The sequence below is a fragment of the Janibacter sp. GS2 genome (assembly GCF_051200835.1).
Taxonomy (GTDB): Bacteria; Actinomycetota; Actinomycetes; order Actinomycetales; family Dermatophilaceae; genus Janibacter.
In genome coordinates this window covers 1,840,757-1,864,813 of the sequence record NZ_CP195161.1, presented here as the reverse complement: position 1 = coordinate 1,864,813, position 24,057 = coordinate 1,840,757, and the positions used below count along the sequence as shown (strand labels likewise).

The following is a 24,057-nucleotide window of genomic DNA, read 5'->3' as shown; positions in this document are numbered from 1 at the left end:
GGTGAACTTCAGGGTTACAGTTTGGTCTCGCTCGGTGTGCGGGAACGGTATGTCGCGCGCGCCCCCGAGGCAAACGCGACGCGCCCGCGTGGGGCACAGCCTAACCCGTCGTCACCGGGGCGCTGGGGGCGGAGACGTCGATGACCTCCGGCTTCTTCTCGAGGAGCACCGGGATGACCCTCACCTTGACGTCCGGACTCGAGGCATCGCCCCACACCACCGTGGTCTTCCCCAGGCGGAAGCTCACCTGGTCGGCGGCGTCGACGGAGACGTCGGAGACCTCGCCGCGCAGATCCTTCGGCATCGCCTGGAGCATCCCGCTGGCCGCCCTGACACCGTGCCCGGAGACCTCGGCTCCGTCCTCGGCGGTGACGGTCGCCACCCCCTTCGGGGCGGTCGACACCGTGCGGATCGGCACCCCCTCGATGTCGAGCAGCCGGAAACCCCCGCCGTCCCGGGCCACGGCCAGCTCCGGAACCCTCGATGTCACCTTGACCTCGAGGGTGTGGGGCCAGCCCCGGTCGACGCTCACGGACTTGGCGCCGGGGACCTCGTCGGTGATGCGTCCCGCGACGGCGGCAGAGTCGACCCGGGCCAGGGGGGTGCCCTCCTCGTGCTCGGCCACCTGCTCGACACGGGTCCGGTCCGCAGGGTCGGCGCCGGTGACGGCGACGCTGCGCACGTCGAGCAGGGAGGAGAACCCGAGGGCCCACACGAGCACCGCGAGCACGGCGACGACGAGCAGACCGAGGAGCCACCGACGCGCCCGCGCGCCCTTGGCCCGGGCCGCCCGCTGGGCGAAGCGTCGCTCCGTGGCGGCCCGGGTCCCGCTGCGGCTCATCGGCGCAGTGCCTCGAGGAGGCGCGGCCCGAGCTCGGTCACGTCCCCGGCGCCGACGGTGAGCACGAGGTCACCCTCGGTCACGCCCGCCGTGACGCGCGCGATGGCCTCGTCCGCCGAGACGACCGCGACCGCGGTGCCGGACGCCGCCAGCGGGTCGGCGACGAGGTGTGAGGTCACGCCCTCGAGGGGGTCCTCCCGGGCGCCGAAGATGTCCAGGAGCAGCACCTCGTCGGCCGGGGCCAGACCGGAGGCGAAGCTCTCGGCGAAGTCACGGGTGCGCGAGTACAGGTGCGGTTGGAAGACGACGACGAGGCGGTGGTCACCGGCGATCTCCCGGGCCGTGCGCACGACGGCCTCGACCTTGCCGGGGTTGTGCGCGTAGTCGTCGACCACGGTGACGCCGCGGGCCTCCCCCTTCGTCTCGAAGCGACGTCGGGTGCCGCCGTACGCCGCGAGCCCGGCGAGGACCGCGTCGGGCTCGACCCCGAGACCGTGGACGGCTGCGGCATAGGCCGCCGTCGCATTGAGCAGGTTGTGCCGGCCGGGGACGGTGATCGCCAGCTCACGCCGCGCGCCCACGTCGAGCAGCGTGGCGTGGGCGCTGGTGCCGTCGAGGACCGGGTCGACCAGACGCAGGTCGCTGCCGGTGTCGACACCGTAGGTCAGGACCCGGACCCCGGCGGCTGCCGCGCGCCGCGCCAACCGGACCGAACCGGCGTCGTCGGCGCAGGCGATGAGCAGTCCACCGCCCTCGATCGTCTCGGCGAACTCGAGGTAGGCCGCCTCCACGGTGGCGAAGTCACCGAAGAAGTCGAGGTGGTCGGGCTGCACATTGGTCACGACCGCGACGTGCGGCTGGTAGGCGAGGAAGGACCCGTCCGACTCGTCGGCCTCGGCGACGAAGGCGGGGCCGCTCCCGAGGGCGGCGTTGACGCCCTGCGTGGACAGCTCCCCACCGAGGGCGAAGGAGGGCTCCTCCCGGGCCTCGAGGAGGGCGACGGTGAGCATCGAGGAGGTCGTCGTCTTGCCGTTCGCACCGGCGATCGCGACCCGCGACCGCGTGCCCATCGCCGCCGCGAGCGCCTGGCTGCGGTGGAGCACGCGCAGGCCGCTCTCCCGGGCGGCGGCGAGCTCGGGGTTGGCCTCGCGGATCGCGGAGGAGACGACGACGGTGTCGACCCCCTCGAGGTGGGCCGGGTCGTGGCCGACCCACAGGCGGGCACCGCGCTCGCGCAGGCGCTCGAGCAGGGGCGAGTCCTTGGCGTCGCTCCCGCTCACGGCGACCCCCGCGTCGAGCAGCAGGCGCACGATGGCCGACATCCCGGCACCACCGGCGGCGAGGACGTGGACGGCCCCGAGGTCGGCGACGTCGAGCCGCGGCGCGAGGACGTCGAAGCGTGGGTTGCGCGGGACCGGTGGCAGGTCCTCAGCCACGGCGGCCGCCCCCCTCCCAGGCGGTGGTGACCAGGTCGGCGAGGGTCTCGTCGGCGTCGCGGTGCCCGACCGACGCCGCCGCCTCGGACATCGCCGTGAGCCGGGACGCGTCGCGCAGCAGCGGCACGATGTCGGAGGCGACCCACCCGGGGTCGACGGCCGCGTCCTCGACGAGCAGCCCTCCCCCGGCCTCGACGACGCCGGCGGCGTTGAGTCGCTGCTCCCCGTTGCCGATCGGCAGGGGGACGTAGACGCCGGGCAGCCCGACGGCCGTGAGCTCGCAGACGGTGTTGGCGCCGGCACGGCAGACGACGGCATCGGCCGCGGCGTAGGCGAGGTCCATCCGGTCGACGTAGGGCAGGACGACGTAGGGCACCGTCTCGTCCCCGCCCGTCGCGGCGAAGTCCTTGCCGGCGCCGGTGGCGTGCAGCACCTGGATCCCCGCGTCGCGCAGGGTGGCCACGCTCGCGGCGAAGGCATCGTTGAGGCGCTTGGCCCCGAGCGAGCCGCCGGTCACGAGCAGCACGGGCAGGTCCTCGCGCAGGCCCAGACCCGCCCGGGCCTGCGCACGCAGCGCGTCACGGTCGAGACCGACGATCTCCGACCGCAGGGGCATGCCGATGACCCTCGCCCCGGCCAGCTTGGTCCCGGGGAAGGTCACCGCGACGTCGTCGGTGAAGCGGGCGCCGACCTTGTTGGCGAGGCCGGCGCGCGCATTCTGCTCGTGGATGACGATCGGCACCCCCAGGCGGCGAGCGGCGAGGTAGGCGGGCGTGGAGACATACCCACCGAAGCCGACGACGACCTGCGCGTCGATCTCCTCGATCGCCGTCTGCGCCGCGGCGACGGCGCGCCGCAGGTTGACCGGGAGGCGGACGAGGTCGCTCGTGGGGCGGCGCGGCAGGGGCACCTTGGGGATCGTCGTGAAGCGATGACCGCGCTCGGGGACGAGTCGGGACTCCAGGCCCTCCGACGTCCCGAGGGCGAGGATCTCGACACCGGGATCACGGCGACGCAGGCAGTCGGCGAGGGCCAGCAACGGCGAGACGTGACCCGCAGTGCCACCCCCCGCCAGCAGGATGCGTGTGGGGCGGGTGGGAGTCATCGCGTGGAGGTCCTCCTGCTCGGGAACCGGGCGAGCAGGGCGCGCGCCCGAGAGGGCTTGGCTGCCATCATCTCAGAGCACCCCGGCTCGCTCCGCGCGAAGCTGAGCAGGATGCCCACCGCGAGCATCGAGGTCACGAGCGAGGAGCCGCCCGAGGAGACGAAGGGCAGCGGGACGCCGATCACGGGCAGCATGCCGATGACCGCGCCGATGTTGATGATGGCCTGGACGAGCACCCAGGTGCAGATGCCGGCCGTGACCACCCGGACGAAGAGGTCCTCGGTCCGGGTGACCAGCCGCAGACCCGCGAGGGCGAAGCCGGCGAAGAGGGCGAGGATGGCCAGCGTGCCGAGGAGGCCGAGCTCCTCGCCGATGATCGCGAAGATGAAGTCGTTGTACGGCTCGGACAGCCATCCCCACTTCTCGCGGCTCGCGCCGAGACCGACCCCGATCCACCCGCCGTCCGCGAGGGCATAGCGCCCGTGGAGCGGTTGCCGGCAGATGTCGAAGTAGAGATCGCTCCCGGGGGCGCACTGCTGGGGGTCGAGCCAGATGGCGATGCGCTCCATGCGGCTGGTGCCGATGTTGGCGGCGAGGGCCCCGAGGAGGACCATCAGACCGCCACCGAGGACGAACCACCGCAGGTGCACGCCCGCAGCGAAGAGCATCCCGACGACGATCCCGCAGATCACCATCGCGGTACCGAGGTCGTGGCCGAGCATGACGAGCCCGATGAGCGCCGCTGCCCCGGGCAGGACGAAGGGGATGAGCGCGTGCTTGATCGAGCCGATGAGCTCGCGCTTGCGCTCCAGCAGCAGGGCACCGAAGAGCACGAGGCCGATCTTGGCGATCTCGCTCGGTTGGATCGACACCGGGCCGAGGCCGATCCAGTTGCGGTTGCCCTGGAAGCCGAAGCCGAGCGGGGAGAAGACGAGCGCGAGGAGCGCGATCGAGGCGAGCATCGCCGGGAGGGCGACCCGCTTCCAGAAGGAGACGCTGCGCCGAGCGGCCCACAGCAGCACGAGCGCGCCGACCACGGCGAAGACGAACTGCTTGAGGAAGATCGTGAACGAGGAGTCGTTCTCCTTGAGGGAGACGATCATCGAGGCCGACAGGACCATGACCAGGCCGATGCCCACGAGGAGGCTGACGATGCCCAGCAGGAGGTAGTAGGTCGTCATCGGCGACTCGAAGCGCGTCGTCCACTGCTCGAGGACCGAGCTGCGAGCGCGTCCGCTGCGTGCCGTGGACCCACGGCCCGCCGCTGCGTTGCTGCTCACGCTCACCCCTCCTGCACGTACCGATCCACTGCTGCGGCGAAGGAATCACCGCGGGCCCCGTAGTTGTCGAACATGTCCATGGAGGCGGCTGCGGGGGCCAGCAGCACCACATCGCCCGGCTGTGCGAGCTCCCCCGCGTGCCGGACCACGAGATCCATCGCCCCAGTGTCCGACGCGGCGACGTCGATCACGGGGATGTCGGGGGCGTGTCGGGCCAGCGCGTCGGCGATCTGCTGCCGGTCGCGTCCGATGAGGACGACACCCCTCAGGCGCGCGGCCGTCGCGGCGACGAGCTCGTCGACGTCGGCACCCTTGAGCAGTCCCCCGGCGACCCAGACGACGTGCTCGTGGGCCACGAGGCTGGCCCGGGCGGCGTGCGGGTTGGTCGCCTTGGAGTCGTCGATCCAGTGCACCTCGTCGCAGGTGGCGACGTGGGCGATCCGGTGCGGCTCGGGCTGCCAGGCCCGCAGACCCTCGCGCACGGCGACCGGCGCCACCCCGTGGGCACGGGCGAGCGCGGCCGCGGCGAGGGCATTGGCGATGAGGTGCGGCGCGACGCTCGGAGCCTGCCCTTGCACATCGGCGAGCGAGCCCAGCTCGGCGGCGGTGGTCTCCCGCTCCTCGACGAAGGCCCGGTCCGCGAGGACGTCGTCGACGACACCGATCATCGACAGGCCCGGGGAGCCGAGGGTGAAGCCCACGGCGCGGCATCCCTCCTCGACATCGGCCTGCTCGACGAGGCGTCGGGTGGCGAGGTCCTGCTCGTTGTAGACGCAGGCGACCTCGGCATTGGCATAGACCTTGCCCTTGTCCCGGGCGTAGGCCTCGAGGGAGCCGTGCCAGTCGAGGTGGTCGGGCGCGATGTTCAGGCAGACCGCGGCCCGGGGACGAAGGGTGTGGCTCCAGTGCAGCTGGAAGCTCGAGAGCTCCACGGCGATGACGTCGTAGGGCTGGGGGTCCTGGACGATCTCCTGCACGGGTGTGCCGACGTTGCCGGCGCTGGCCGCGCGCAGTCCGGCCGCGCGCAGCATCGAGGTGAGCATCTGCACGGTCGTCGTCTTGCCGTTGGTGCCCGTGACGAGGAGCCAGGGGGCTCCCCCTTCGCTCGGACGCATCCGCCAGGCGAGCTCCACGTCGCCCCAGATGGGGATCCCGGCACCGGCGGCGGCCGCGAGGAGCGGCTGGTGCGGGGGCCAGCCCGGGGAGGTGACGACGAGGTCGATCTCCTCGGCGGGCCCGGGCAGCGTGGTCTCGGCCCCCCCGCCCAGGAGCAGCTCGGCACCGAGCACCTCGAGGATGTGGGCCCGCTCGGCCATCGGCGTCTCGGGTTGCGGGGCCACCGCGTCGACGACCCGCACGCGGGCACCGTGCTCGAGCAGCGCGTCGGCGGCGGCGAAGCCGGAGACGCCCAGGCCGGTGACGACCACCCGCAGACCGGACCAGTCCGCGTCGCGATGCGTCAGAGGAGTCAGGCGGGCATCGCGATCGGTCATGGGGCGCCCACGACCCATTCGCCGTAGAAGAGCGCCAGGCCGCCGGCGACGAAGAGACCCGCGATGATCCAGAAGCGGATGACGATCGTCACCTCCTGCCAGCCGAGCAGCTCGAAGTGGTGCTGGAGGGGGGCCATCCGGAAGACGCGCTTGCCGGTGGACTTGAAGGAGGCGACCTGGATGATCACCGAGAGGGTGATCGTCACGAAGAGACCACCGAGGATGACGATGAGCAGCTCGGTGCGCGAGAGGATGGCCAGGCCGGCCAGCCCGCCGCCGAGGGCGAGCGATCCGGTGTCACCCATGAAGATCTTCGCCGGGGCGGCGTTCCACCACAGGAAGCCGAAGCAGGCGCCGGTGGCCGCGGCCGCGACGAGCGCGAGATCCAGCGGATCACGCACGTCGTAGCACTTCCCGCCCGGGTTGAGCTGGCAGTTCTGATTGAACTGCCAGACGGAGATGATGACGTAGGCCGCGAAGACCATGACCGAGGACCCCGTGGCGAGCCCGTCGAGGCCGTCGGTGAGGTTCACGCCGTTGGAGGTGCCGGCGATCATGAGGTTGGCCCAGATGATGAAGAGGATCAGCCCGATGAGCGGTCCGGCGAAGGCGAGGTCGATCGCCGTGTCCCGCACGAAGGAGATGTGGGTGGACGCCGGCCGCCGCAGCGCCTCGTTGGGGAACTGCAGGGCGAGGACGGCGAAGGTCACGCCGACCAGGGCCTGCCCGAGGAGCTTCTCCCCCGACTTCAGCCCGAGGCTGCGCTGCTTGCTGATCTTGATGTAGTCGTCGGCGAAGCCCACCGCACCGAGGCCGACCATGAGGAAGAGGACGAGGAGCCCGCTGACCGTCGGCGGCTGCCACAGGGCGAGGTGCGCGACGACGTAGGCGGACACCGTCGCGAGGATGATGACGGCACCGCCCATCGTGGGGGTGCCCCGCTTGGTGTGGTGCGAGGTTGGGCCGTCGTCGCGGATGAACTGGCCGTACCCCTGCTTGACGAGGTACTTGATGAACATCGGCGTGCCCAGGAGGGCGACGACGAGCGACACGACAGAAGCGATGACCACCGCCTTCACGTGCGGGCCTCCTTCTGGACGATGCGATCTCCGAGCCACCGTAGCCCGGCGTCACGGCTGGACTTGAACAGGGCGACGTCCTGCGCGTCCAGCTCCGCGTACAGGACCTCCTCCGCGGCCTGCGCGTCGGCGACGACGCGCACCCGGGGTCCTGCACCGGAGCGGTCGCCACCACGGGCGCCCTCGGCGATGGGTTGCGCGCCGTGGCCGACGACGAGCACCTCGTCGAAGCCCAGCTCGGCGGCCTCGGCCCCGACCTGCGCGTGCAGGACGGCCGAGTCGTCGCCGAGCTCGAGCATCTCGCCGAGCACGGCCCAGCGGCGACCCGAGGTGCCCATCGCGGCGACGGAGCGCAGCGCGGCGGACATCGAGTCGGGGTTGGCGTTGTAGGCGTCGTTGACGACGACCACGCCGTCCTCGCGGGTGCTGACCTCCATGCGCCAGCGGCTCACCGGGCGGGCGGCGGCGAGTGCGGCGACGACGGTCCCGAGCTCCATCCCCACGGCGTGGGCAGCGGCGATGACCGCAAGGGCATTGCCGACGTGGTGGCGACCGACGAGCGCCAGGGTGACCCGCGCGGTGCCGAAGGGAGCGGTGACGGTGAACGAGGGCCGGCCCGCCTCGTCGAGGGTGATCTGCGTGGCCCGCACGTGCGCGGCCTCGCCCTCGCCGACGAGGACGACCTGCGCGCTGGTGCGCCGGGCCATCGCGGCGACGAGCGGGTCGTCGGCGTTGAGCACGGCGACACCGTCCTCGGGCAGCGCCGCGGGCAGCTCGGACTTGGCCCGGGCGATGGCCTCGACCGAGCCGAACTCACCGACGTGCGCCTGCCCGACGTTGAGCACGATCCCGATGCGTGGCGGGGCGATGCGGGTGAGGTAGTCGATGTGGCCGATGCCCCGGGCCCCCAGCTCGACGACGAGGTGTGCCGTCGTGGGGGTGACCCGGCAGACGGTCAGCGGGACGCCGACCTCGGAGTTGTAGGAGCCGAGGGGGGCGATGGTCTCGCCGTCGGCCTGCAGGACCGCGCCGAGGAGGTCCTTGGTGCTGGTCTTGCCCGACGAGCCGGTGATCCCGATGACGCCCAGGTCGGGCCGGGAGTCGACGAGGTGGCGGGCGAGCGCGACGAAGGCGGCCTGCTCGTCCTCGACGACGACGGCCGGCAGGCCGTCGACCTCGCGGGTGGTCAGGGCGGCGACGGCGCCCCCCTTCGCTGCGGCGGGGACGAAGTCGTGACCGTCGGCCTGCTCACCGACGCGGGCGATGTACAGGCTGCCGGGGGCGGCCTCACGGGAGTCGGTGACGACCGGCCCGTCGAGGAGGATCGTCGCGGCCTCCTGCGGGCTGCATCCGTGCAGGCGCCCGCCGGTGAGGTCGGCGACGGCGCCCAGGCTCATGGGGATCATCCGGTGACGCTCCGCTGGTCGAGGGCGGCCCGCAGGACCACCCGGTCATCATGGTCACGCACTTCGCCGCGGATCTCCTGGCCCTGCTCGTGCCCCTTGCCGAGGACCGCGATGGTGGCACCGGGACCGCCGTCGCAGGCGATCTCGACGGCGCGTTCGATGGCTGCGGTCCGGCCGGGCACGACCTCCAGGCGCGCGCGCGAGCGGGGCCACACCCCCTCGGCGACGGCGTCACGGATCACGGACGGCTCCTCGTCGCGGGGGTTGTCGTCGGTGACGATGACGACATCGGCGTGCGCGGCCGCGGCCGCGCCCATCCCGGGTCGCTTGCCCGGGTCACGGCTGCCGCCGGCTCCCAGGACGACGACGAGCTGGCCGTTGGTCTGCGGGCGAAGGGCGGAGAGCACCGCCCCGACGGCGTCGGGGGTGTGGGCGAAGTCGACGAGGGCGGTCGGCAGGTCCTCGAAGTCCGCGCGCCCGGGGTCGCTCGGGGAGACGAGCTCCATCCGGCCGGGGACCTCGGGCCGGCTGAGCACGGCCTCGGCGACCGCCGCGGACGGGACGCCCGACTCGAGGAGGGCGACGGCGGCCATCGCGGTGTTGACGCGGTTGAAGTCCCCGGGCAGGGAGGAGGACAGGTAGAGCACCTCGCCGAAGCTCGTGAGGCTGAGGTCGGCCTCACGGGGGTCGCCGCCGATGACCCAGTCGGCTTCGACGTCGAGGCGCGAGGTGAGCGTGGTCACCGGGACCGTGGCCTCCTGGGCGAGGCGCCAACCCCACTCGTCGTCGATGCACACGACGCCACGGCGGGAGCGCTCGGGCGTGAAGAGGCTCGCCTTCGCCTGGAAGTAGCTCTCCATCGTGTGGTGGAAGTCGAGGTGGTCCTGGCTGAGGTTGGTGAAGAGCGCGACGTCGTAGACGACCTCGTCGACGCGGTGGAGGCTCAGCGCGTGGCTGGAGACCTCCATGACGCAGTCGTCGACGCCCCGCTCCCCCATGACCGACAGCAGCGCGTGCAGGTCGGTCGTCTCCGGCGTCGTGCGCACCGACTTGATCCGCTCCCGGCCCACGCGGGTCTCGATGGTGCCGATGAGCCCGGTCGTGTGCCCCAGCGCCTCGAGTGCGGAGACCATGAGGTAGGCGGTCGTCGTCTTGCCGTTGGTGCCGGTGATGCCGAACATCGTCGGCCGGTCCACCAGGCCGTCGTAGACGGCCGCGGAGACGGCACCGAGCCGGGCGCGGGGGCCGGGTGTCTCGATGATCGGCAGGTCCACGCCCTGCGCCGCGATGCGCGAGGCCCCGTCCGGGTCGGTGAGGACCGCGACGGCTCCTGCGGCGGCGGCCGCGGCGACGAAGTCGGCGCCGTGGACGCGAGCACCGGGCAGGGCGGCCCAGAGGTCGCCGGGGCGCACGGTGGCGGTGTCGAGGGAGACGCCGCGGACCCGGACCGCGTCGGCGGCGCCGTCGGTGGAGCCGTCGATCACGCGGGCAGCGTCGAGCCCGAGGACCTCGACGACGGCCGCCAGGGTCAGCGGCCGGACTCGCTCAGGACGTGGAAATGGCACGATCGACGACCTTACCCCCCGTCGGGGGCACCCTTGTCACGGAGCAGCCCCGGGGTGTCCGCGGAGGGCTTGCTGGGAAGGGTGGTGCGCACCTTCGGCGCCTTCTCGTCCTGCGGGGTCGGTGGGACCTTCTCCTTCTGCAGCGCGTAGGTCATGACGTCCTTGAAGACCGGGCCGGCGACCGCACCGCCGTAGTAGCCCTTGATCGGGTCCTGGAGGATCACCGAGACGACGAGCTGCGGGTCGTCCGCGGGGGCGAAGCCGATGAAGCTCGCGGTCTTGCCGGAGTACCCACCGGTCTCGGAGTCGTAGCGGTCCGCGGTGCCGGTCTTGCCGGCGACCCGGTAGCCCTCGATCTTCGCCTGGGGCGCGGTGCCCTCCTTCGAGACGACGCCCTCGAGCATCCGGGAGACCTCGTTCGCGGTCTCCTTCGAGACCGCGCGCGTGCGCTCTCCGGCCGGGGCGTCCTTCCAGCCCCCGTCGCCGTCGCCGACCTCCTGGACGAAGGTCGGGCTGACCCGCACCCCGTCGTTGGCGATCGCCTGGAAGACGTTGGCCACCTGCACGGCGGTCGTCGAGACGCCCTGTCCGTAGGTGATCGTGTACCGCTGCGAGCCGTTCCAGTCCTTCGCCTCGGGCAGCAGACCACCCGACTCACCGGGGAAGCCCGCGCCGCTCGGGGTCCCCAGACCGAACTTGCGCAGGTACTCCTCGAGGGTCTGCGGCGTCATCGTCTCGCCGATGAGCATCGTGCCGGTGTTGCTCGACTCGGCCAGGGCCCCGGCGACGGTGCGGTACTCGTCGGGGTGCGGGTGGGAGTCGCTCAGGGTGCGGTTGCCCCGCTCCATCGAGCCCGGGAGGATCATCGGGGTCGTGGGCGTGACCTCGTCCTCCTCGAGGGCTGCGGCGACGGTCATGATCTTCGACGTCGAGCCGGGCTCGAAGACGTCGCTGAAGGCGAGGTTGGAGTACACGCCCTTCGCGTCACCCATGTCATTGGGGTCGAAGGTCGGGTACGACGCGAGACCGACGAGCTCGCCGCTGTCGACCCGCTGGACGACGATCGTCCCGGACTCGGCCTCGGTCTCCCGCACCTGGTTGGCGAGGGCGTTCTGGGCGTACCACTGGATGTCGTTGTCGATCGTCAGGCGCAGGTCGCGTCCCGGCACCGCGGAGCTGACGTCGTCGCTGGCATTGGGCAGGCGTGAGCCGTCCTGGGCGATCTCGTAGGTCGAGCGGCCCGGCGTGCCCTTGAGGATGTCGTCGAACTGCAGCTCGAGGCCGCCACCGGCGGTCTGGTCCTGCGGCTGGACGAAGCCGACGAGCGAGGCGACGGTCGTCGACTGCGGGTAGGTGCGCTGGGAGGAGCGCTCGGAGTAGATGCCCGGGATCCCCAGGTCGTTGATCTTGCGCCAGGTCAGCGGCGAGATGTTCTTCGCGAGGACGACGTAGCGCTCGTCCCCGGTGAGCTTCTCCTCCAGCTCGGACGAGGGATCCCCGAGGAGCGGGGCGAGGTCCTTCGCCGCACCGGCGACACCGGCGGTGCTCTTCGTGCCGTCGCCCGTCGTCGAGTACTCCGGCACCGCGGTCTGGTCGACGGTGACGGTGCGCCGCTCCTGGCTCTGGGCGAGCACCGTGCCCGAGGCGTCGTAGACCGTGCCGCGCTGGGCCGGGATCGCCTCGGACTGGGTCCGCTGGGCGAGGGCATCGGCCGCGACGCTCTGCGAGTCGAAGCCCTGGATCCGCAGCAGCTGGGCGGCGAAGAGGCTGAGCACGACGAGCGTCGTGACCATGAGGGCGCGCATGCGCCTGCGGGGATTGCCCGCGGGAGGAAGGGCGGTGGGCGGACCGCCGGTCGGCGGTCGACGGGGTGGGCCGGTGCGCGGGGTGGTCGCCCGACCGGCAGCGGGGCGGGTGGCCCCGGCCTTCTTCGCCGGGGCCTTCTTCGCCGGGGCCCGCTTCGCCGGGGCCCGCTGGGCAGCGGCCTTCTTCGCGGGGGCCTTCTGCGCGCTCGTCCTCGTCGCCGCAGCGGTGCGCTTGCGGGGGGCCGCCCCCTTCGCTCCGGGACGTGCGGACCCGCTGCTACCGCCGCGGGCGGGTCGACGCTCGGTCACGGGCCCTGCCTCTCTGCCTCGCGGACGGTCTGTGGGTCATTCCCCCGAACGCTTCGTCTCGGGCTGCTGCTTCTCGTCGGACGGCTTCGCGTCCTGGTCCGCCTCGTCGGCGGTCGCGGTCGATGCTCCGTCCACGGTAAAACCGTCCGGCTTCTTCGCCGTCGTCGCCACGCCGAGCACCGCCCCCTCGTCGAGATCGATGAAGGCGGCGCTGCCCGCGGGGACCATCCCGAGGTCGCCGGCCTCGCGGCCCAGGCGTTGCGGTGCCGAGCGGCTGTTGATCGAGTGGGTCAGGGAGTCCTGCGTGTCGGCGAGCCGCGCCGACTCCGCCTCGAGCGCGGTGACCTCGAAGGAGTCCTGCGCCATCGCGGTGTTCAGCCCGAGCACGGCACCCAGGCCGGCGAGCAGCAGCGCGACGCACATCGTGGGGAACCACGCCGAGCCGGTCCGCTCCTCGGGAGTGACGACTCGCAGCGAGGTGCGGCGCGAACCCTCGGTGGAGCGCTTGGCGACGGTCGTGGCGACGGACATCTGGCTCATCTCGCGGTGCCTTTCCTCGGGCGGGGCGCTCGGATGCGCTCGGCGGCGCGCAGGCGCACCGAGGCGGAACGGGAGTTGGTCTCGAGCTCGGACTCGGACGGGGTCAGGGCGCCGCGGGTGAGCAGACGCAGCTCCGGGGCGTGCTCGGGCAGCTCGACCGGAAGGTCCTGAGGGGTCGTGGAGGTCGCGGCGGCGGTGAGAGCCCGCTTGGTGATCCGGTCCTCGAGCGAGTGGAAGGACAGCACGGCGATCCGGCCGCCGATGCCGATCCGCGACAACGCCGCGGGCAGTGCCCGGCTCCATCCGGCCAGCTCCTCGTTGACCTCGATGCGCAGCGCCTGGAAGGTGCGCTTCGCCGGGTGGCCACCGCCACGCTGGGTGGCCATCGGGATGGTCGAGCGGAGCAGCTCGACGAGGCGACCGGAGGTGACGAAGGGGGCGACCTCCCGCTCACGCACGATCGCGCGGGCGATCTTCTGGGCGAACCGCTCCTCGCCGTAGTGGGAGAGGACCCGGGCCAGCTCGCGCCCGTCGTAGGAGTTGAGCACCTCCGCCGCCGTCATGCCGACCGTGGGGTCCATCCGCATGTCCAGCGGGGCGTCGTGGGCGTAGGCGAAGCCGCGCTCGGTCTCGTCGAGCTGCAACGAGGAGACACCGAGGTCGAAGAAGGCGGAGGTGACGGTGTCGAGGCCCAGGTCATCGAGGACCTCGCCGATCTCGTCGTTGACCGCGTGCACGAGGGTGGCGCGCTCACCGAAACGGGCGAGCCGCTCGCCGGCGATCTCCAGGGCCTGCGGGTCGCGGTCGATGCCGATGAGCCGGACGCCGGGGTGGGCGAGAAGGACCGCCTCCGCGTGACCGCCCATCCCCAGGGTCCCGTCGACGTGGACGAGGCCACCGGGGGCGTCCTCCTGCTGCCACGCCGGAGCGAGCAGCTCGAGCACCTCGGTGAGCATCACCGGCACGTGACGGGAGGCCGCATCGCGGTCGGCGCCGGTGTCGGCGTGGCCCACGGGCACTCCCTTCGTCATCTCGTGGTGTCTCTCGTCGTGTCGGGTGATCCCTGGTCCGTGTCGTGCTGCTGCCACCTGGTCCCCATCCGGGACGTTCCGGCGCGGGGGAAGTCGCGTCGGCGCCGTCACGGCTGGAGGCCGGATGGCAGCTGCCTCACATGAGTCCGGGGATCACCTCCTCGGACTGGTCGGCGAAGGCCTGCTCGGTGCTCGCGAGGTAGTCGTTCCACGCGGTGGTGTCCCACACCTCGACGCGGGAGCCGGTGCCGATGACGGTGCAGTCGCGGTCGAGGCCGGCGTACTCGCGCAGCGCGGAGGGCACGGTGACCCGACCCTGCTTGTCGGGGATCTCGTCGCTGGCGCCGGAGAGGAAGACGCGCATGTAGTCCCGCGCCGCCTTGCTCGAGGTGGGGGCCTCCTGGAACTTCTGCGTGATCTTCTCGAACTCGTCCATGGGGAAGACGTAGAGGCAGCGCTCCTGGCCGCGGGTCATCACGAGGCCCCCCGCGAGCTTGTCGCGGAACTTCGCCGGGAGGAACAGCCGGCCCTTGTCGTCCAGACGGGGGGTGTGGGTCCCGAGAAACATCGCGGCCACCTCCCCTTCGACTCGACCCGCAGGGCTCCCTGCGCTTCCTTGTTCCCCCACTTTACTCCACCATTGGCGAAAAGCCATCCCTGAGGGCCGTCAAACCGCGGGCAAGTTGCTGAGTTTCCCCTGAAAAATCAAGGGTGGTGCAAAGTGGGGGGAAAATCAGCCCGCTGGCCTCGATCCCTGGTCCGTCTCCCGCTCCCCGCGCCTCGTGGACAGGTCAGCCCCGGCGTACCAGCGGGCTCCCAGCACCGACGACATAGGGTCGGGGGAAGAGCGGAGCGAAGTGGGGACCCTGCCGCCCCCGCGGATCGGAGTCCTGGTGACCCTGAGCAGAGAGAGCGCCCCGTCGACACGTGCCTCGAGCGAGGACCTCGAGCACCTCGTCACGGTGGGCGGAGCACTGGCGCAGACCATGAACGCCGTCATCGAGGGCAAGGCCGAGGTGGTGCGGACGGCGATCACCGTCCTCCTCGCCGAAGGGCACCTGCTCATCGAGGACGTCCCGGGCGTCGGCAAGACGATGCTCGCGAAGGCGCTGGCCCGCAGCATCGACGCCTCGGTGCGACGCGTGCAGTTCACCCCCGACCTGCTGCCGAGCGACATCACCGGCGTGAGCATCTTCAACCAGGACGACCGGCAGTTCGAGTTCCGCCCCGGCGCGGTCTTCGCGAACGTCGTCGTCGGTGACGAGATCAACCGGGCCTCCCCCAAGGCGCAGTCAGCCCTCCTGGAGTGCATGGAGGAGGCACAGGTGACCGTCGACGGGCACACCTACGAGCTCCCGCACCCCTTCATCATCATGGCGACGCAGAACCCCGTGGAGATGGAGGGCACCTACCCCCTCCCCGAGGCGCAGCGCGATCGCTTCATGGCCCGGCTGTCGATGGGCTACCCCACGTCCGCCGCCGAGGTCGAGATGCTCGAGCACCACGGCGCCAGGTCGCCGCTGGACGACCTGCGTCCGGTGACCGACGCGGAGGGCATCGCCCGGCTCGTCCGCGCGGTACGCACGGTGCACGCCTCACCCGCGGTGCGGCAGTACGTCGTCGATCTCGCGGCAGCCACGCGCACCACCTCGATGATCCGCCTCGGCGCCTCACCGCGCGCGAGCCTGCACCTGTTGCGCGCCGGCCGGGCCCACGCTGCGCTCGCCGGACGCGACCACGTGCTGCCCGACGACATCCAGGCGCTCGCCCGGGTCGTGCTCGAGCACCGGCTGCTGCTGAGCAGCGAGGCCCAGCTCGCGCGCCGCAGTGCCGGTGAGGTCGTCGCGGAGATCCTGCACCGCACGCGCGTCCCCGCGCCCCGGTGACCCATGACGATCCGGGGGCGCCTCTTCGTCGGTGCGGGAGCGTGCATCGGTCTGGTCGGCATGGCGCTGGGCCTGCAGGACCTGACGAAGGTGGCGGTGCTGCTCATCGTGCTGCCGCTCATGGCGAGCCTGCTCGCGCGACGTGACCTGAGGATCGAGGTCTCCCGATCGCTCGTGCCCGCACGCGTGCCCATCGACGGGCACGGCGACGTCACCCTCTCCGTGGGCAACACCGGCCGTCGCCCCTCCCCCCTGCTGCGGGGCGAGGAGGGGCTGGCCGCCCCCCTCGGGGACCGTCCGAGGCTGCTCATCCCCGCTCTGGGCGCGGGCGAGGTCCGCCACCTGACCTACCGGGTGCGCTCCCCCGTCCGCGGTCACCACGCCGTCGGACCGCTGACGGTGCGCGTCACCGACCCCTTCGGTCTGGCCACCCGATCGGCGACGGTCCCGGGCGAGAGCGCCCTGGTCGTCCTGCCCCGGACCCTGCCGCTGACCCCCGTGCGCGGCGTCCCTGCCGGGAGCGGCCGGGAGACCTCGTCGTCGCCGCGGATGGCGCTGCAGGGCGAGGACGATGTCGGTGTGCGCGAGTACCGCGTCGGTGACGACCTGCGCCGGGTCCACTGGCGTTCGACGGCCCGCACGGGGGAGACCATGGTCCGCCAGGACGAGGAGCCGGCCCGGCGGCGTGCCCTCGTCCTGCTCGACGACCGGGCCGCGGAGCACGCGGGGATCGGCGGCAGTGGCTCCTTCGAGTGGTCGGTCACCGCAGTGGCCTCCGTCGTGGCCCAGCTGCTCGCCGAACGCTTCGAGGTCCATCTGTGCCTCGCCTCCGACGAGTCGGGCCAGGTCACTCCCGTCGCGGGGGTCGAGCACGCACTCGACCAGCTCGCCGCGGTGCAGCCCGCCCCGACGACCTCTGCCGGCGGCCTCGTGGAGGCTCTCGACGACTTCACCCGGCACGGCGGTGGTCTCGTCGTGGCGGTCCTCGGCTCCCTCGACGAGAGGAGCGCCGACCTGTGCGCCACGCGCGCCGCCCACGGGCTGGCCCTCGTCATCGACAAGGACGGGTTCATCGACCGGAGCGAGGCGCCGGGGCCGGCCGAGGAGACCGCCGGGCGACTGGCCCTCGGGGGCTGGCACACCCGGGTCGTACGTCCCGGCGACACCGTGCCGGCCCTCTGGGAGCAGCTGACGATCGGCAGGATGGCACGCTCATGACCCCGTCGGCCCGCCTCCTCCCCAGCCTGCTCGCGACACTGGCCACGATCGCCGTCGCCATCCCGCTCAGTCGCCTCTTCGAGGACGCGTCGTGGGTGCTCCCGGCCGCCACCGGGGTGCTCGTCGTCGCCCTGACGGGGGTCCTCCTGCGGACCCTGGTCGGCCACACGGGGGTGACGATCCTCGGGCAGGGCGTCGCCGCGTGCGTCTACGTGCTCGTGACCCAGCTGGGTGGGACCACGACGCTCGGGGTGGTGCCCACGCCGGAGACCGCCACCCGGCTGGTCGAGCACGTGCGTGACGCCCAGGAGACGATCACCACGTACGCGGCCCCCGCACCGGAGACCTCCGGCATCACGGTGGTGCTCGTGATCATCGTCATCGTCGTCGGACTGGCCGTGGACATGTCCGCTGCGACCGCAGGCTCTCCCTCGATCGCCGGCCTCCCCCTGCTCTCGCTCTTCCTCGTCTCGGCCGCCAACTCCGGTGGCTCGCTGCCCTGGGGGTGGTTCCTCGTCGCCGCCTCCCTGTGGTTGGCGATGGTCGCCCACCAGTCGGACATCGACCTGACCGAGTGGACGACCTCGATCCCCCTGCTCGGGCAGGGGGATGGTGAGGGCCTCGCCGCCCGCTCGCTGCGCTGGCAGGCCGCCCGGGTGGCCGTGGTCTGCCTCTCGGCCGCGATGGTCCTCCCCGCGCTGCTGCCGCACCTGCCCACGCGCTACCTCCTCGACGGGCTCGGGCGGGGTGGCGCGGGTTCGGCGGGCGGGACCGACGGCATCCGCCTGTCCACCGAGCTCGACCTCAAGCGCAGCCTCGAGTCCCCGAGCCAGGAGCCGGTGCTCAGCTACACGACGGACGACCCGACGCCGGAGCCCCTGCGGGTGGCCGTCGTCGAGGACTTCACCGACGGATTCGGCCGGATGCGCTCCCGCGCCAGGGAGCCTCGTGAGGACTACCGCCCGGACACCCCGCTCTCGGGTGTCCCCGAGGAGGTCCCCCGGGAGCGCCGCACGCTCGTCGCCGACGCCAATGGTCTCGCTGCTCCGCAGCTGGCCGTGCCCGACAACCTCACCTCGGCCGACATCGACGGCATCGCCTGGTCGCTCGGCGACGACGGGACCGCCCGGGTGCAACGCACCCCCGGAACCTACTCGGCGGCCTTCACCGAGCTCGACCTCGAGGAGGAGCACTTCGACGCGTCGGTCCCCGAACCGATCGACCCCACCGCGGACCGGGACGAGAACCTCGGGCTCGACCCGGGCTCCGCCCAGGAGATCCAGGCCCTCGCCGAGCGCCTCGCACCCGCTGACGCCGACGACCTCACCACGGCCCAGGCCATCCAGGAGTACCTCCGCAGCCCGGACTTCACGTACAGCCTCGACCTCCCCCAGCCCGCGGGTGGGCCGAGCGATCCGACCCTCAGCTTCCTCGAGACCAAGACCGGCTACTGCCAGCAGTTCGCCGCCACGATGACCCTGCTCGCCCGTGCCCGCTCCATCCCGGCACGCGTCGTCGTCGGCTTCCTCCCCGGCGACCCCGTCGAGGAGGAGACGCGCCTCGTGCGGGCCAGCGATGCCCACACCTGGCCGGAGCTGTACTTCGACAGCGTCGGCTGGGTGCGCTTCGAGCCGACGCCGGGCGCGCGCGCCGCGAGCCTGCCGGGGTACACGATCAACACCGACGACGGCCCCGCCGCGGGCGACGAGACGGTGAGTGACACCGAGACGACGACCACCACCCCGCAGGCCGCCCCCGAGGAGGAGGACATCGCCACGCCGGACGGCGCGCAGGAGAGCTGGTGGAGCCGGTGGTCGGGGTGGATCCTCGCGCTGGTCCTCGCGGCGGCCGCACTCGCCATCGTCCCGGTGACCGGTGTCCTCGCGCGTCGCCGCGAGCGCACCACCGCGCCCGATGACGCCGCCCGGGTCGAGCGTGAGTGGCGCGACCTCCTCGACCGGATCGAGGACCTGGGGATCGAGCCGCCCTCCGGGACCACGCCCCGGAACCTCGGCGCGTGGTTGGGCCGTCGTGCCCACCTCGAGGGCGAGGTCCGTGGTCAGCTCGACCACGTCGTCGCGACGCTCGAGCGGGCCCGCTACGGCCGTCCCGGCCAGGACCTGCCCGACATCTCCGCCGAGGTGTCGGCCGTCCTCGCCGAGGTGCGCGACCAGCGACTGCGCACCGCGCGGGTGCGCGCCGCCCTGTGGCCGCGCGCCGGCGTCGATGCCTGGCTCGCCCTCCCCCGCCGGCTGGCCGAGCGCGTCCGCCGACGGTGACCCGGATCCGAGCCGCCTCGGAGGTGGCGCTCAGTCGAGGTAGTCGCGCAGGACCTGCGAGCGGCTCGGGTGCCGCAGCTTGCTCATCGTCTTGCTCTCGATCTGGCGGATGCGCTCACGGGTGACGCCGTAGACCTTGCCGATCTCGTCGAGGGTCTTCGGCTGACCGTCCGTCAGGCCGAAGCGCATCGAGACGACACCGGCCTCGCGCTCGCTGAGCGTGTCGAGGACGCTGTGCAGCTGCTCCTGCAGGAGCGTGAAGCTCACCGCGTCCGCCGGCACGACGGCCTCGGAGTCCTCGATGAGGTCACCGAACTCGGAGTCCCCGTCCTCGCCGAGCGGGGTGTGCAGGGAGATCGGCTCGCGGCCGTACTTCTGGACCTCGACGACCTTCTCCGGAGTCATGTCGAGCTCCTTGGCCAGCTCCTCCGGGGTGGGCTCGCGGCCCAGGTCCTGGAGCATCTGCCGCTGGACACGAGCGAGCTTGTTGATGACCTCGACCATGTGCACCGGGATCCGGATGGTGCGGGCCTGGTCGGCCATGGCGCGGGTGATCGCCTGGCGGATCCACCACGTCGCGTAGGTCGAGAACTTGTAGCCCTTGGTGTAGTCGAACTTCTCGACCGCACGGATCAGGCCGAGGTTGCCCTCCTGGATGAGGTCGAGGAAGAGCATGCCCCGACCCGTGTACCGCTTGGCCAGCGAGACGACGAGTCGCAGGTTGGCCTCGAGGAGGTGGTTCTTCGCGTTCTTGCCGTCCTGGGAGATCCACCACAGCTCACGCTTGAACTTCATGTCGATCTTCTCGCCGGTGGCGAGCTTCTCCTCGGCGAAGAGGCCGGCCTCGATGCGCTTGGCCAGCTCGACCTCCTGCTCGGCGTTGAGGAGGGCGACCTTGCCGATCTGCTTGAGATAGTCCTTGACCGGGTCCGCCGTGGCTCCGGCAGTGACGACCTGCTGCGCAGGCGCATCATTGTCGTCGTCATTGCTGATCGTGAAGCCGGCCTTCTCGTCGGTCTCGGGCTCCGACTTCTCCTCGGCCTTGGCGTCCCCGAGGAGCTCGTCCTCACCCTCTGCGGGCTCCTCCGCGGTGGTCGTCGTGGGATTCGCGGCGGCCTTCTTCGCAGCGGCCTTCTTCGCGGCAGCCTTCTTCGCCGGGGCCATCTCCTTGGCCGGAGCGGACGCCGCCGCGGCAGCCGTCTTGGTCGCGGCAGCCTTCTTCGTCGCCGTCTTCTTCGTGGCGGTCTTCGCGGCAGGAGCGGCCTTCTTGGTCGCCGCCTTCTTCGTCGCCGCCTTCTTCGCGGTGGTCTTCTTCGCCGTCTTCGCGGCCGTGGACTGTGGCACCTGAACCTCGATTCCCTGGTCGTCGAGCGCTCGCAGGACGACCCTCCCCCGACTGGGGCTGATCTTCGCCTCGCTGAATGCGGACTGAAGCTGGTCGCTGGTCACTGCACCTGCGGTGTGTCCCCGGCGCACCAGTTCTTGGAGCGCCGGATGCGAGAACTCCTTCGGGAGGGAGCCCTGCGCCCCTTCGGACCGTGGGGACACAGCAGTCACCAACAACCTTTCATCACGGTGGATTCCGCCGGGCGAAGGGGTGGCGTTGCCCTCTCGGTCCCGACTTGCCCGGACGCTGTGCGCTGGGCTCGATCACCATTATAAAACGTCGCGGCGCACCGCGCAGCCAGCAGGGTGCGCAGTGCCGTGCACGGGGCCGGGGCGACGCCGTCCGGCGAGCGCCCCAGCCCCCGTGGTGGTGCAGGACTCAGCGCGCCTTGACGGCGAGCACGTCGCACGGCGCGTCGAGCAGGACGCGCTGCGCGTTGGAGCCGAGGATCAACTTGCCGACCGGCGTGCGCTTGCGCAGACCGATGATGATCAGGTTGGCGTCGGTCTCCTCCGCGACGACGATGAGGTCCTCGGCCGGCTCCTTGCCGCGCACGAGCCCGCGGACCTCACCCTCGACCCCCGCCTCGGTCAGGCGGGCGCGGACCTTCTTCAGGTCCTCTTCGTTCTTGCGGGCGATGTCACCGCTCAGACCGGCACCACCGCGGTCGGAGTGGATGACGACCAGCTGGTCCTTGCGCAGGCGGCATTCCTCGAAGGCCCGCTCCAGGGCGGCCTCGCCCTCCTTGGTGGACACGTACCCCACGACGATCGTCATCTGCACTCCTTGTCAACAACGCTGAAACATGGAAGATCTTGGCCCGAACGGTACACCGACGTGGGTGACCTGTCTCACTTCGTCCGGCGATCCCTTGGTCCCGATTCAGGAACGGTCTGCTCCGTCGAAGATCCCCCGCAGCAGGGCCGCCACCTGATCGACCTCGGTGAGGAATCCGTCGTGGCCGACGGCGGAGTGGATCGCCGTCAGCCGGGCGGTCGGCGCGGCCTCGGCCAGCTCCTCGGACAGGCGCGGCGGGTAGAGCCGGTCGGAGTCGACGGGAGCGATGACCAGGCGCCCGGCGAAGGGAGCGAGGGCGCCACGGAGTCCTCCCCGGCCACGACCGATGTCGTGGGAGTTCATCGCCTCCGAGAGCACCGCGTAGGAGTTGGCATCGAAGCGGCCGGCGAGCTTGCCGCCGTGGTGGTCGAGGTAGCTCTCGACGGCGTAGCGCGCTCGTCCGGACTCGCCCGCGGCCTCGTCCTCCACGTCCCGGTGGAAGCGCTCGTGCAGCTCGGGCTCGCTGCGGTAGGTGATGTGTGCGATCCGGCGGGCGATGGCCAGGCCGGCCTGGGGCCCCTGCTCCCGGTCGTAGTAGTCGCCCCCGTGGAACCACGGGTCGTTGCGGATCGCGAGGATCTGCGTCTGGCTCCACCCGATCTGCTCCGCCGTGGCGTACCCGCCCGTGGCGAAGGCGACTGCGGTGCCGACCCGCTCGGGATGGCCGGCGACCCATTCGAGGGTGCGCATGCCTCCCATGGACCCGCCGATGACCGAGTGCCAACGGATGATCCCGAGCTCGTCGGCCAGGCGGGCCTCTGCCGCGACCTGGTCGCGGATCGTCACGCGCGGGAACCGGCTGCCCCACGGACGCCCGTCGGCCGCGCGCGTCCCCGGGCCGGTGCTGCCCTGGCAGCCACCGAGGACGTTGATCGCGACGACGAAGTACTCGTCGCTGTCGAGGGGGGCACCGGAGCCGATGACGTCGGGCCACCAGCCGGGGGTGGGGTGCCCGGGGCCGGACTCGCCGACGACGTGGCTGTCCCCGGTGAGCGCGTGCTCGACGAGGACGGCGTTGTCCTTCGCCTCGTTGAGCTCGCCCCAGGTCTCGTAGGCCAGCACCACGCCGGGCAGCCGGTCGCCGGACTCGAGGAGGAGGTCACCGATGGGCGCGAAGACGCGCCGGCCCGGATGGTCGCCGTCGCGCCACAGCGCGGTCGACGTCGAAGGTGTGGTGGTCACGCTCATGTGAGGGCTCCCGGGGCTCGCCTTGCCACATCACTCCGATGCAGCCCGGTCATCACCCGGGGCACCCCGTCGCGAGGAGGGTTGCCGGCCAGCAAGCCGGGGCTTGACGCTGGCACTCATGACCTGACTGCCAACCATAGCCATTGAGGGCGCTCGGATCGAGCCCGGGTCCGCGGGTCGGACCGCGTCAGGCGGCCTCCCCCGCCGCCGGGTCCGCGGGGTCCGACCACGGCCGCACCCCGCACGAGAGCAGGTCACTCATGAGCGCGGCGAGGCGATGGTCCGGGTCGATCGCGAGGGCCCGCTCGAGACAGACCGCGGCGACCGTCCCATCGCCCGACCACCACGCGAGGTGGGCGACCAGGGTGAGCACGGGGGGCATCAGGTGCTCCGGTACCAGCGCCGTGAGCTGCACGAGACGCGCCCGTACCGCGAGCACCGCATCGGCGGCCTCACCGGGAGCCGCGCTCGGCGGCCCGGGGTGGCCGGTGGCCCATGGGCACCGGCTCGTCGCGGACCGGACGAGGTCGGCCTGCGGGTCCCCGGGGCCGGACACCGACATCGCTCCCGGGCACAGGACGCTCATCAGGGCGTCACGCCAGGGCACGTCCGTCAGGGACAGCGCCACCCGGGCGAGCACGGCGTCGCCGAGGTCGGCGACCCGAGGAGCGGCGGGCGCCGGGTCGAGCAGGCACTGCCACGCCTGCACGAGCTGCTCCCCACGCTCCACGACCGGGCCCCGGCCCCGGGCGAGGGCCCGGAGGACCTCGAGGTGGTGGGCGACCCGCTCGGCGCGCTCCCCCTCGTGCGTGGGCAGCACCGCGCCGACGAGTGCCTCGCGGCTGGGCAGCGGCGCCACCCCGGCGTGGACGAAGGCGGCGACCGCCGGCACGTCCTCGGGACGCGGCAACGGCAGGCCCTCCTGCGGGCAGCAGGGATCGTGGCAGTCCGGCGCGTACCACCGACCACCACGGACGACGACGTGCTCCTGGATGCGGAGGTCGAGCTCGGCAGCAGCCGCGAGCACGGCCGCACGCAGGGGGGCGGAGGCCCCGTCGTCCTCCTCGAAGGCGATGACGATCAGGGAGGTCGCCTCCTCCCGGGCGACGATGTGCAGGGCCCGCCTCGCCGCCTGACGACAGTCGCGCGGATCGGTGAGGAGGTCATGGCGCTGGAGCAGGCCGAGTCGACGACCACTGAGCACGGTGAGGATCACCGAGGGGCCGGGGTGGTAACCGAGCTGGTACGGCACGAGGACGGCGAGCTCGGCGGGGGTGCGGGGGCGGACTGTCGTGGTCATGCCACGAACCTGCCGTGGTCGGCTCATCGTCGACAGACCCCGATCGGGTCTGTGGGAACCCGTGGGGAGCCG

The 24,057-nt window shown here is 72.1% G+C and carries 19 protein-coding genes and 1 riboswitch; of the genes, 3 read left to right on the top strand and 16 right to left on the bottom strand.

All coding sequences use genetic code 11. The features are described 5' to 3' along the window. Positions 1 to 100: 100 nt before the first annotated feature. The 12 genes from ACR9E9_RS09055 to mraZ form a co-directional block, all read right to left on the bottom strand. Complete coding sequence (locus ACR9E9_RS09055) at positions 101 to 841, bottom strand: cell division protein FtsQ/DivIB (RefSeq protein ID WP_435198152.1); 741 nt, start codon at positions 839 to 841, stop codon at positions 101 to 103. Further along, positions 838 to 2,277, bottom strand: a complete 1,440-nt coding sequence (gene murC / locus ACR9E9_RS09050) for a UDP-N-acetylmuramate--L-alanine ligase (RefSeq protein ID WP_435198151.1) — start codon at positions 2,275 to 2,277, stop codon at positions 838 to 840. The genes ACR9E9_RS09055 and murC overlap by 4 nt, the downstream gene beginning before the upstream one ends. Continuing rightward, a complete protein-coding gene (gene murG, locus ACR9E9_RS09045) occupies positions 2,270 to 3,382 on the bottom strand; it encodes an undecaprenyldiphospho-muramoylpentapeptide beta-N-acetylglucosaminyltransferase (RefSeq protein WP_435198150.1) in 1,113 nt (370 codons plus the stop codon). The genes murC and murG overlap by 8 nt, the downstream gene beginning before the upstream one ends. Continuing rightward, positions 3,379 to 4,662 (bottom strand): putative lipid II flippase FtsW, encoded by a 1,284-nt coding sequence (gene ftsW / locus ACR9E9_RS09040; RefSeq protein ID WP_435198149.1) that lies wholly within the window; start codon positions 4,660 to 4,662, stop codon positions 3,379 to 3,381. Before ftsW ends, murG begins: the two co-directional genes overlap by 4 nt. A gap of 2 nt (positions 4,663 to 4,664) precedes the next feature. Continuing rightward, positions 4,665 to 6,155, bottom strand: coding sequence for a UDP-N-acetylmuramoyl-L-alanine--D-glutamate ligase (gene murD / locus ACR9E9_RS09035; protein ID WP_435198148.1), 1,491 nt, complete (start codon positions 6,153 to 6,155; stop codon positions 4,665 to 4,667). Further along, entirely contained in the window at positions 6,152 to 7,234 is a 1,083-nt protein-coding gene (mraY, locus tag ACR9E9_RS09030; protein ID WP_435198147.1) for a phospho-N-acetylmuramoyl-pentapeptide-transferase, read from the bottom strand. Before mraY ends, murD begins: the two co-directional genes overlap by 4 nt. After that, positions 7,231 to 8,640 carry a UDP-N-acetylmuramoyl-tripeptide--D-alanyl-D-alanine ligase gene (locus ACR9E9_RS09025; RefSeq protein WP_435198146.1) on the bottom strand — a complete coding sequence of 470 codons (1,410 nt, stop codon included), beginning with the start codon at positions 8,638 to 8,640 and terminating at the stop codon, positions 7,231 to 7,233. The genes mraY and ACR9E9_RS09025 overlap by 4 nt, the downstream gene beginning before the upstream one ends. After that, positions 8,637 to 10,205, bottom strand: coding sequence for a UDP-N-acetylmuramoyl-L-alanyl-D-glutamate--2,6-diaminopimelate ligase (locus ACR9E9_RS09020; protein WP_435198145.1), 1,569 nt, complete (start codon positions 10,203 to 10,205; stop codon positions 8,637 to 8,639). The genes ACR9E9_RS09025 and ACR9E9_RS09020 overlap by 4 nt, the downstream gene beginning before the upstream one ends. Positions 10,206 to 10,216: 11 nt before the next feature. Beyond that, positions 10,217 to 12,319 carry a peptidoglycan D,D-transpeptidase FtsI family protein gene (locus tag ACR9E9_RS09015; protein ID WP_435198144.1) on the bottom strand — a complete coding sequence of 701 codons (2,103 nt, stop codon included), beginning with the start codon at positions 12,317 to 12,319 and terminating at the stop codon, positions 10,217 to 10,219. 36 nt (positions 12,320 to 12,355) lie between these two features. After that, entirely contained in the window at positions 12,356 to 12,859 is a 504-nt protein-coding gene (locus ACR9E9_RS09010) for a hypothetical protein (RefSeq protein ID WP_435198143.1), read from the bottom strand. Further along, positions 12,856 to 13,890, bottom strand: a complete 1,035-nt coding sequence (gene rsmH, locus ACR9E9_RS09005; protein WP_435198142.1) for a 16S rRNA (cytosine(1402)-N(4))-methyltransferase RsmH — start codon at positions 13,888 to 13,890, stop codon at positions 12,856 to 12,858. Before rsmH ends, ACR9E9_RS09010 begins: the two co-directional genes overlap by 4 nt. Positions 13,891 to 14,026: 136 nt before the next feature. Next, positions 14,027 to 14,458 carry a division/cell wall cluster transcriptional repressor MraZ gene (gene mraZ, locus ACR9E9_RS09000; protein ID WP_435198141.1) on the bottom strand — a complete coding sequence of 144 codons (432 nt, stop codon included), beginning with the start codon at positions 14,456 to 14,458 and terminating at the stop codon, positions 14,027 to 14,029. 325 nt (positions 14,459 to 14,783) lie between these two features. Between mraZ and ACR9E9_RS08995 the strand changes: the two genes are divergently transcribed. The 3 genes from ACR9E9_RS08995 to ACR9E9_RS08985 are packed head-to-tail and all read left to right on the top strand — an operon-like array spanning position 14,784 to position 19,273. Further along, positions 14,784 to 15,776: an AAA family ATPase gene (locus ACR9E9_RS08995; RefSeq protein ID WP_435198140.1), complete on the top strand. Its 993-nt coding sequence runs from the start codon at positions 14,784 to 14,786 to the stop codon at positions 15,774 to 15,776. Between the two features lie 3 nt (positions 15,777 to 15,779). Next, positions 15,780 to 16,994 carry a DUF58 domain-containing protein gene (locus tag ACR9E9_RS08990; RefSeq protein ID WP_435198139.1) on the top strand — a complete coding sequence of 405 codons (1,215 nt, stop codon included), beginning with the start codon at positions 15,780 to 15,782 and terminating at the stop codon, positions 16,992 to 16,994. Continuing rightward, positions 16,991 to 19,273 carry a transglutaminaseTgpA domain-containing protein gene (locus ACR9E9_RS08985; RefSeq protein WP_435198138.1) on the top strand — a complete coding sequence of 761 codons (2,283 nt, stop codon included), beginning with the start codon at positions 16,991 to 16,993 and terminating at the stop codon, positions 19,271 to 19,273. The genes ACR9E9_RS08990 and ACR9E9_RS08985 overlap by 4 nt, the downstream gene beginning before the upstream one ends. 30 nt (positions 19,274 to 19,303) lie before the next feature. Here ACR9E9_RS08985 and ACR9E9_RS08980 read toward each other — a convergent pair whose 3' ends face one another. From ACR9E9_RS08980 to ACR9E9_RS08965, 4 genes are all read right to left on the bottom strand, one after another. Then, positions 19,304 to 20,821, bottom strand: coding sequence for an RNA polymerase sigma factor (locus tag ACR9E9_RS08980; protein ID WP_435198137.1), 1,518 nt, complete (start codon positions 20,819 to 20,821; stop codon positions 19,304 to 19,306). 217 nt (positions 20,822 to 21,038) lie between these two features. Then, positions 21,039 to 21,437 carry a universal stress protein gene (locus tag ACR9E9_RS08975; protein ID WP_435198136.1) on the bottom strand — a complete coding sequence of 133 codons (399 nt, stop codon included), beginning with the start codon at positions 21,435 to 21,437 and terminating at the stop codon, positions 21,039 to 21,041. Between the two features lie 105 nt (positions 21,438 to 21,542). Next, complete coding sequence (metX, locus tag ACR9E9_RS08970) at positions 21,543 to 22,685, bottom strand: homoserine O-acetyltransferase MetX (protein ID WP_435198135.1); 1,143 nt, start codon at positions 22,683 to 22,685, stop codon at positions 21,543 to 21,545. A gap of 14 nt (positions 22,686 to 22,699) precedes the next feature. Beyond that, positions 22,700 to 22,809, bottom strand: a riboswitch (SAM riboswitch). Positions 22,810 to 22,872: 63 nt separating this feature from the next. Beyond that, positions 22,873 to 23,985, bottom strand: a complete 1,113-nt coding sequence (locus tag ACR9E9_RS08965) for a DUF4192 domain-containing protein (protein ID WP_435198134.1) — start codon at positions 23,983 to 23,985, stop codon at positions 22,873 to 22,875. Positions 23,986 to 24,057 lie beyond the last annotated feature (72 nt).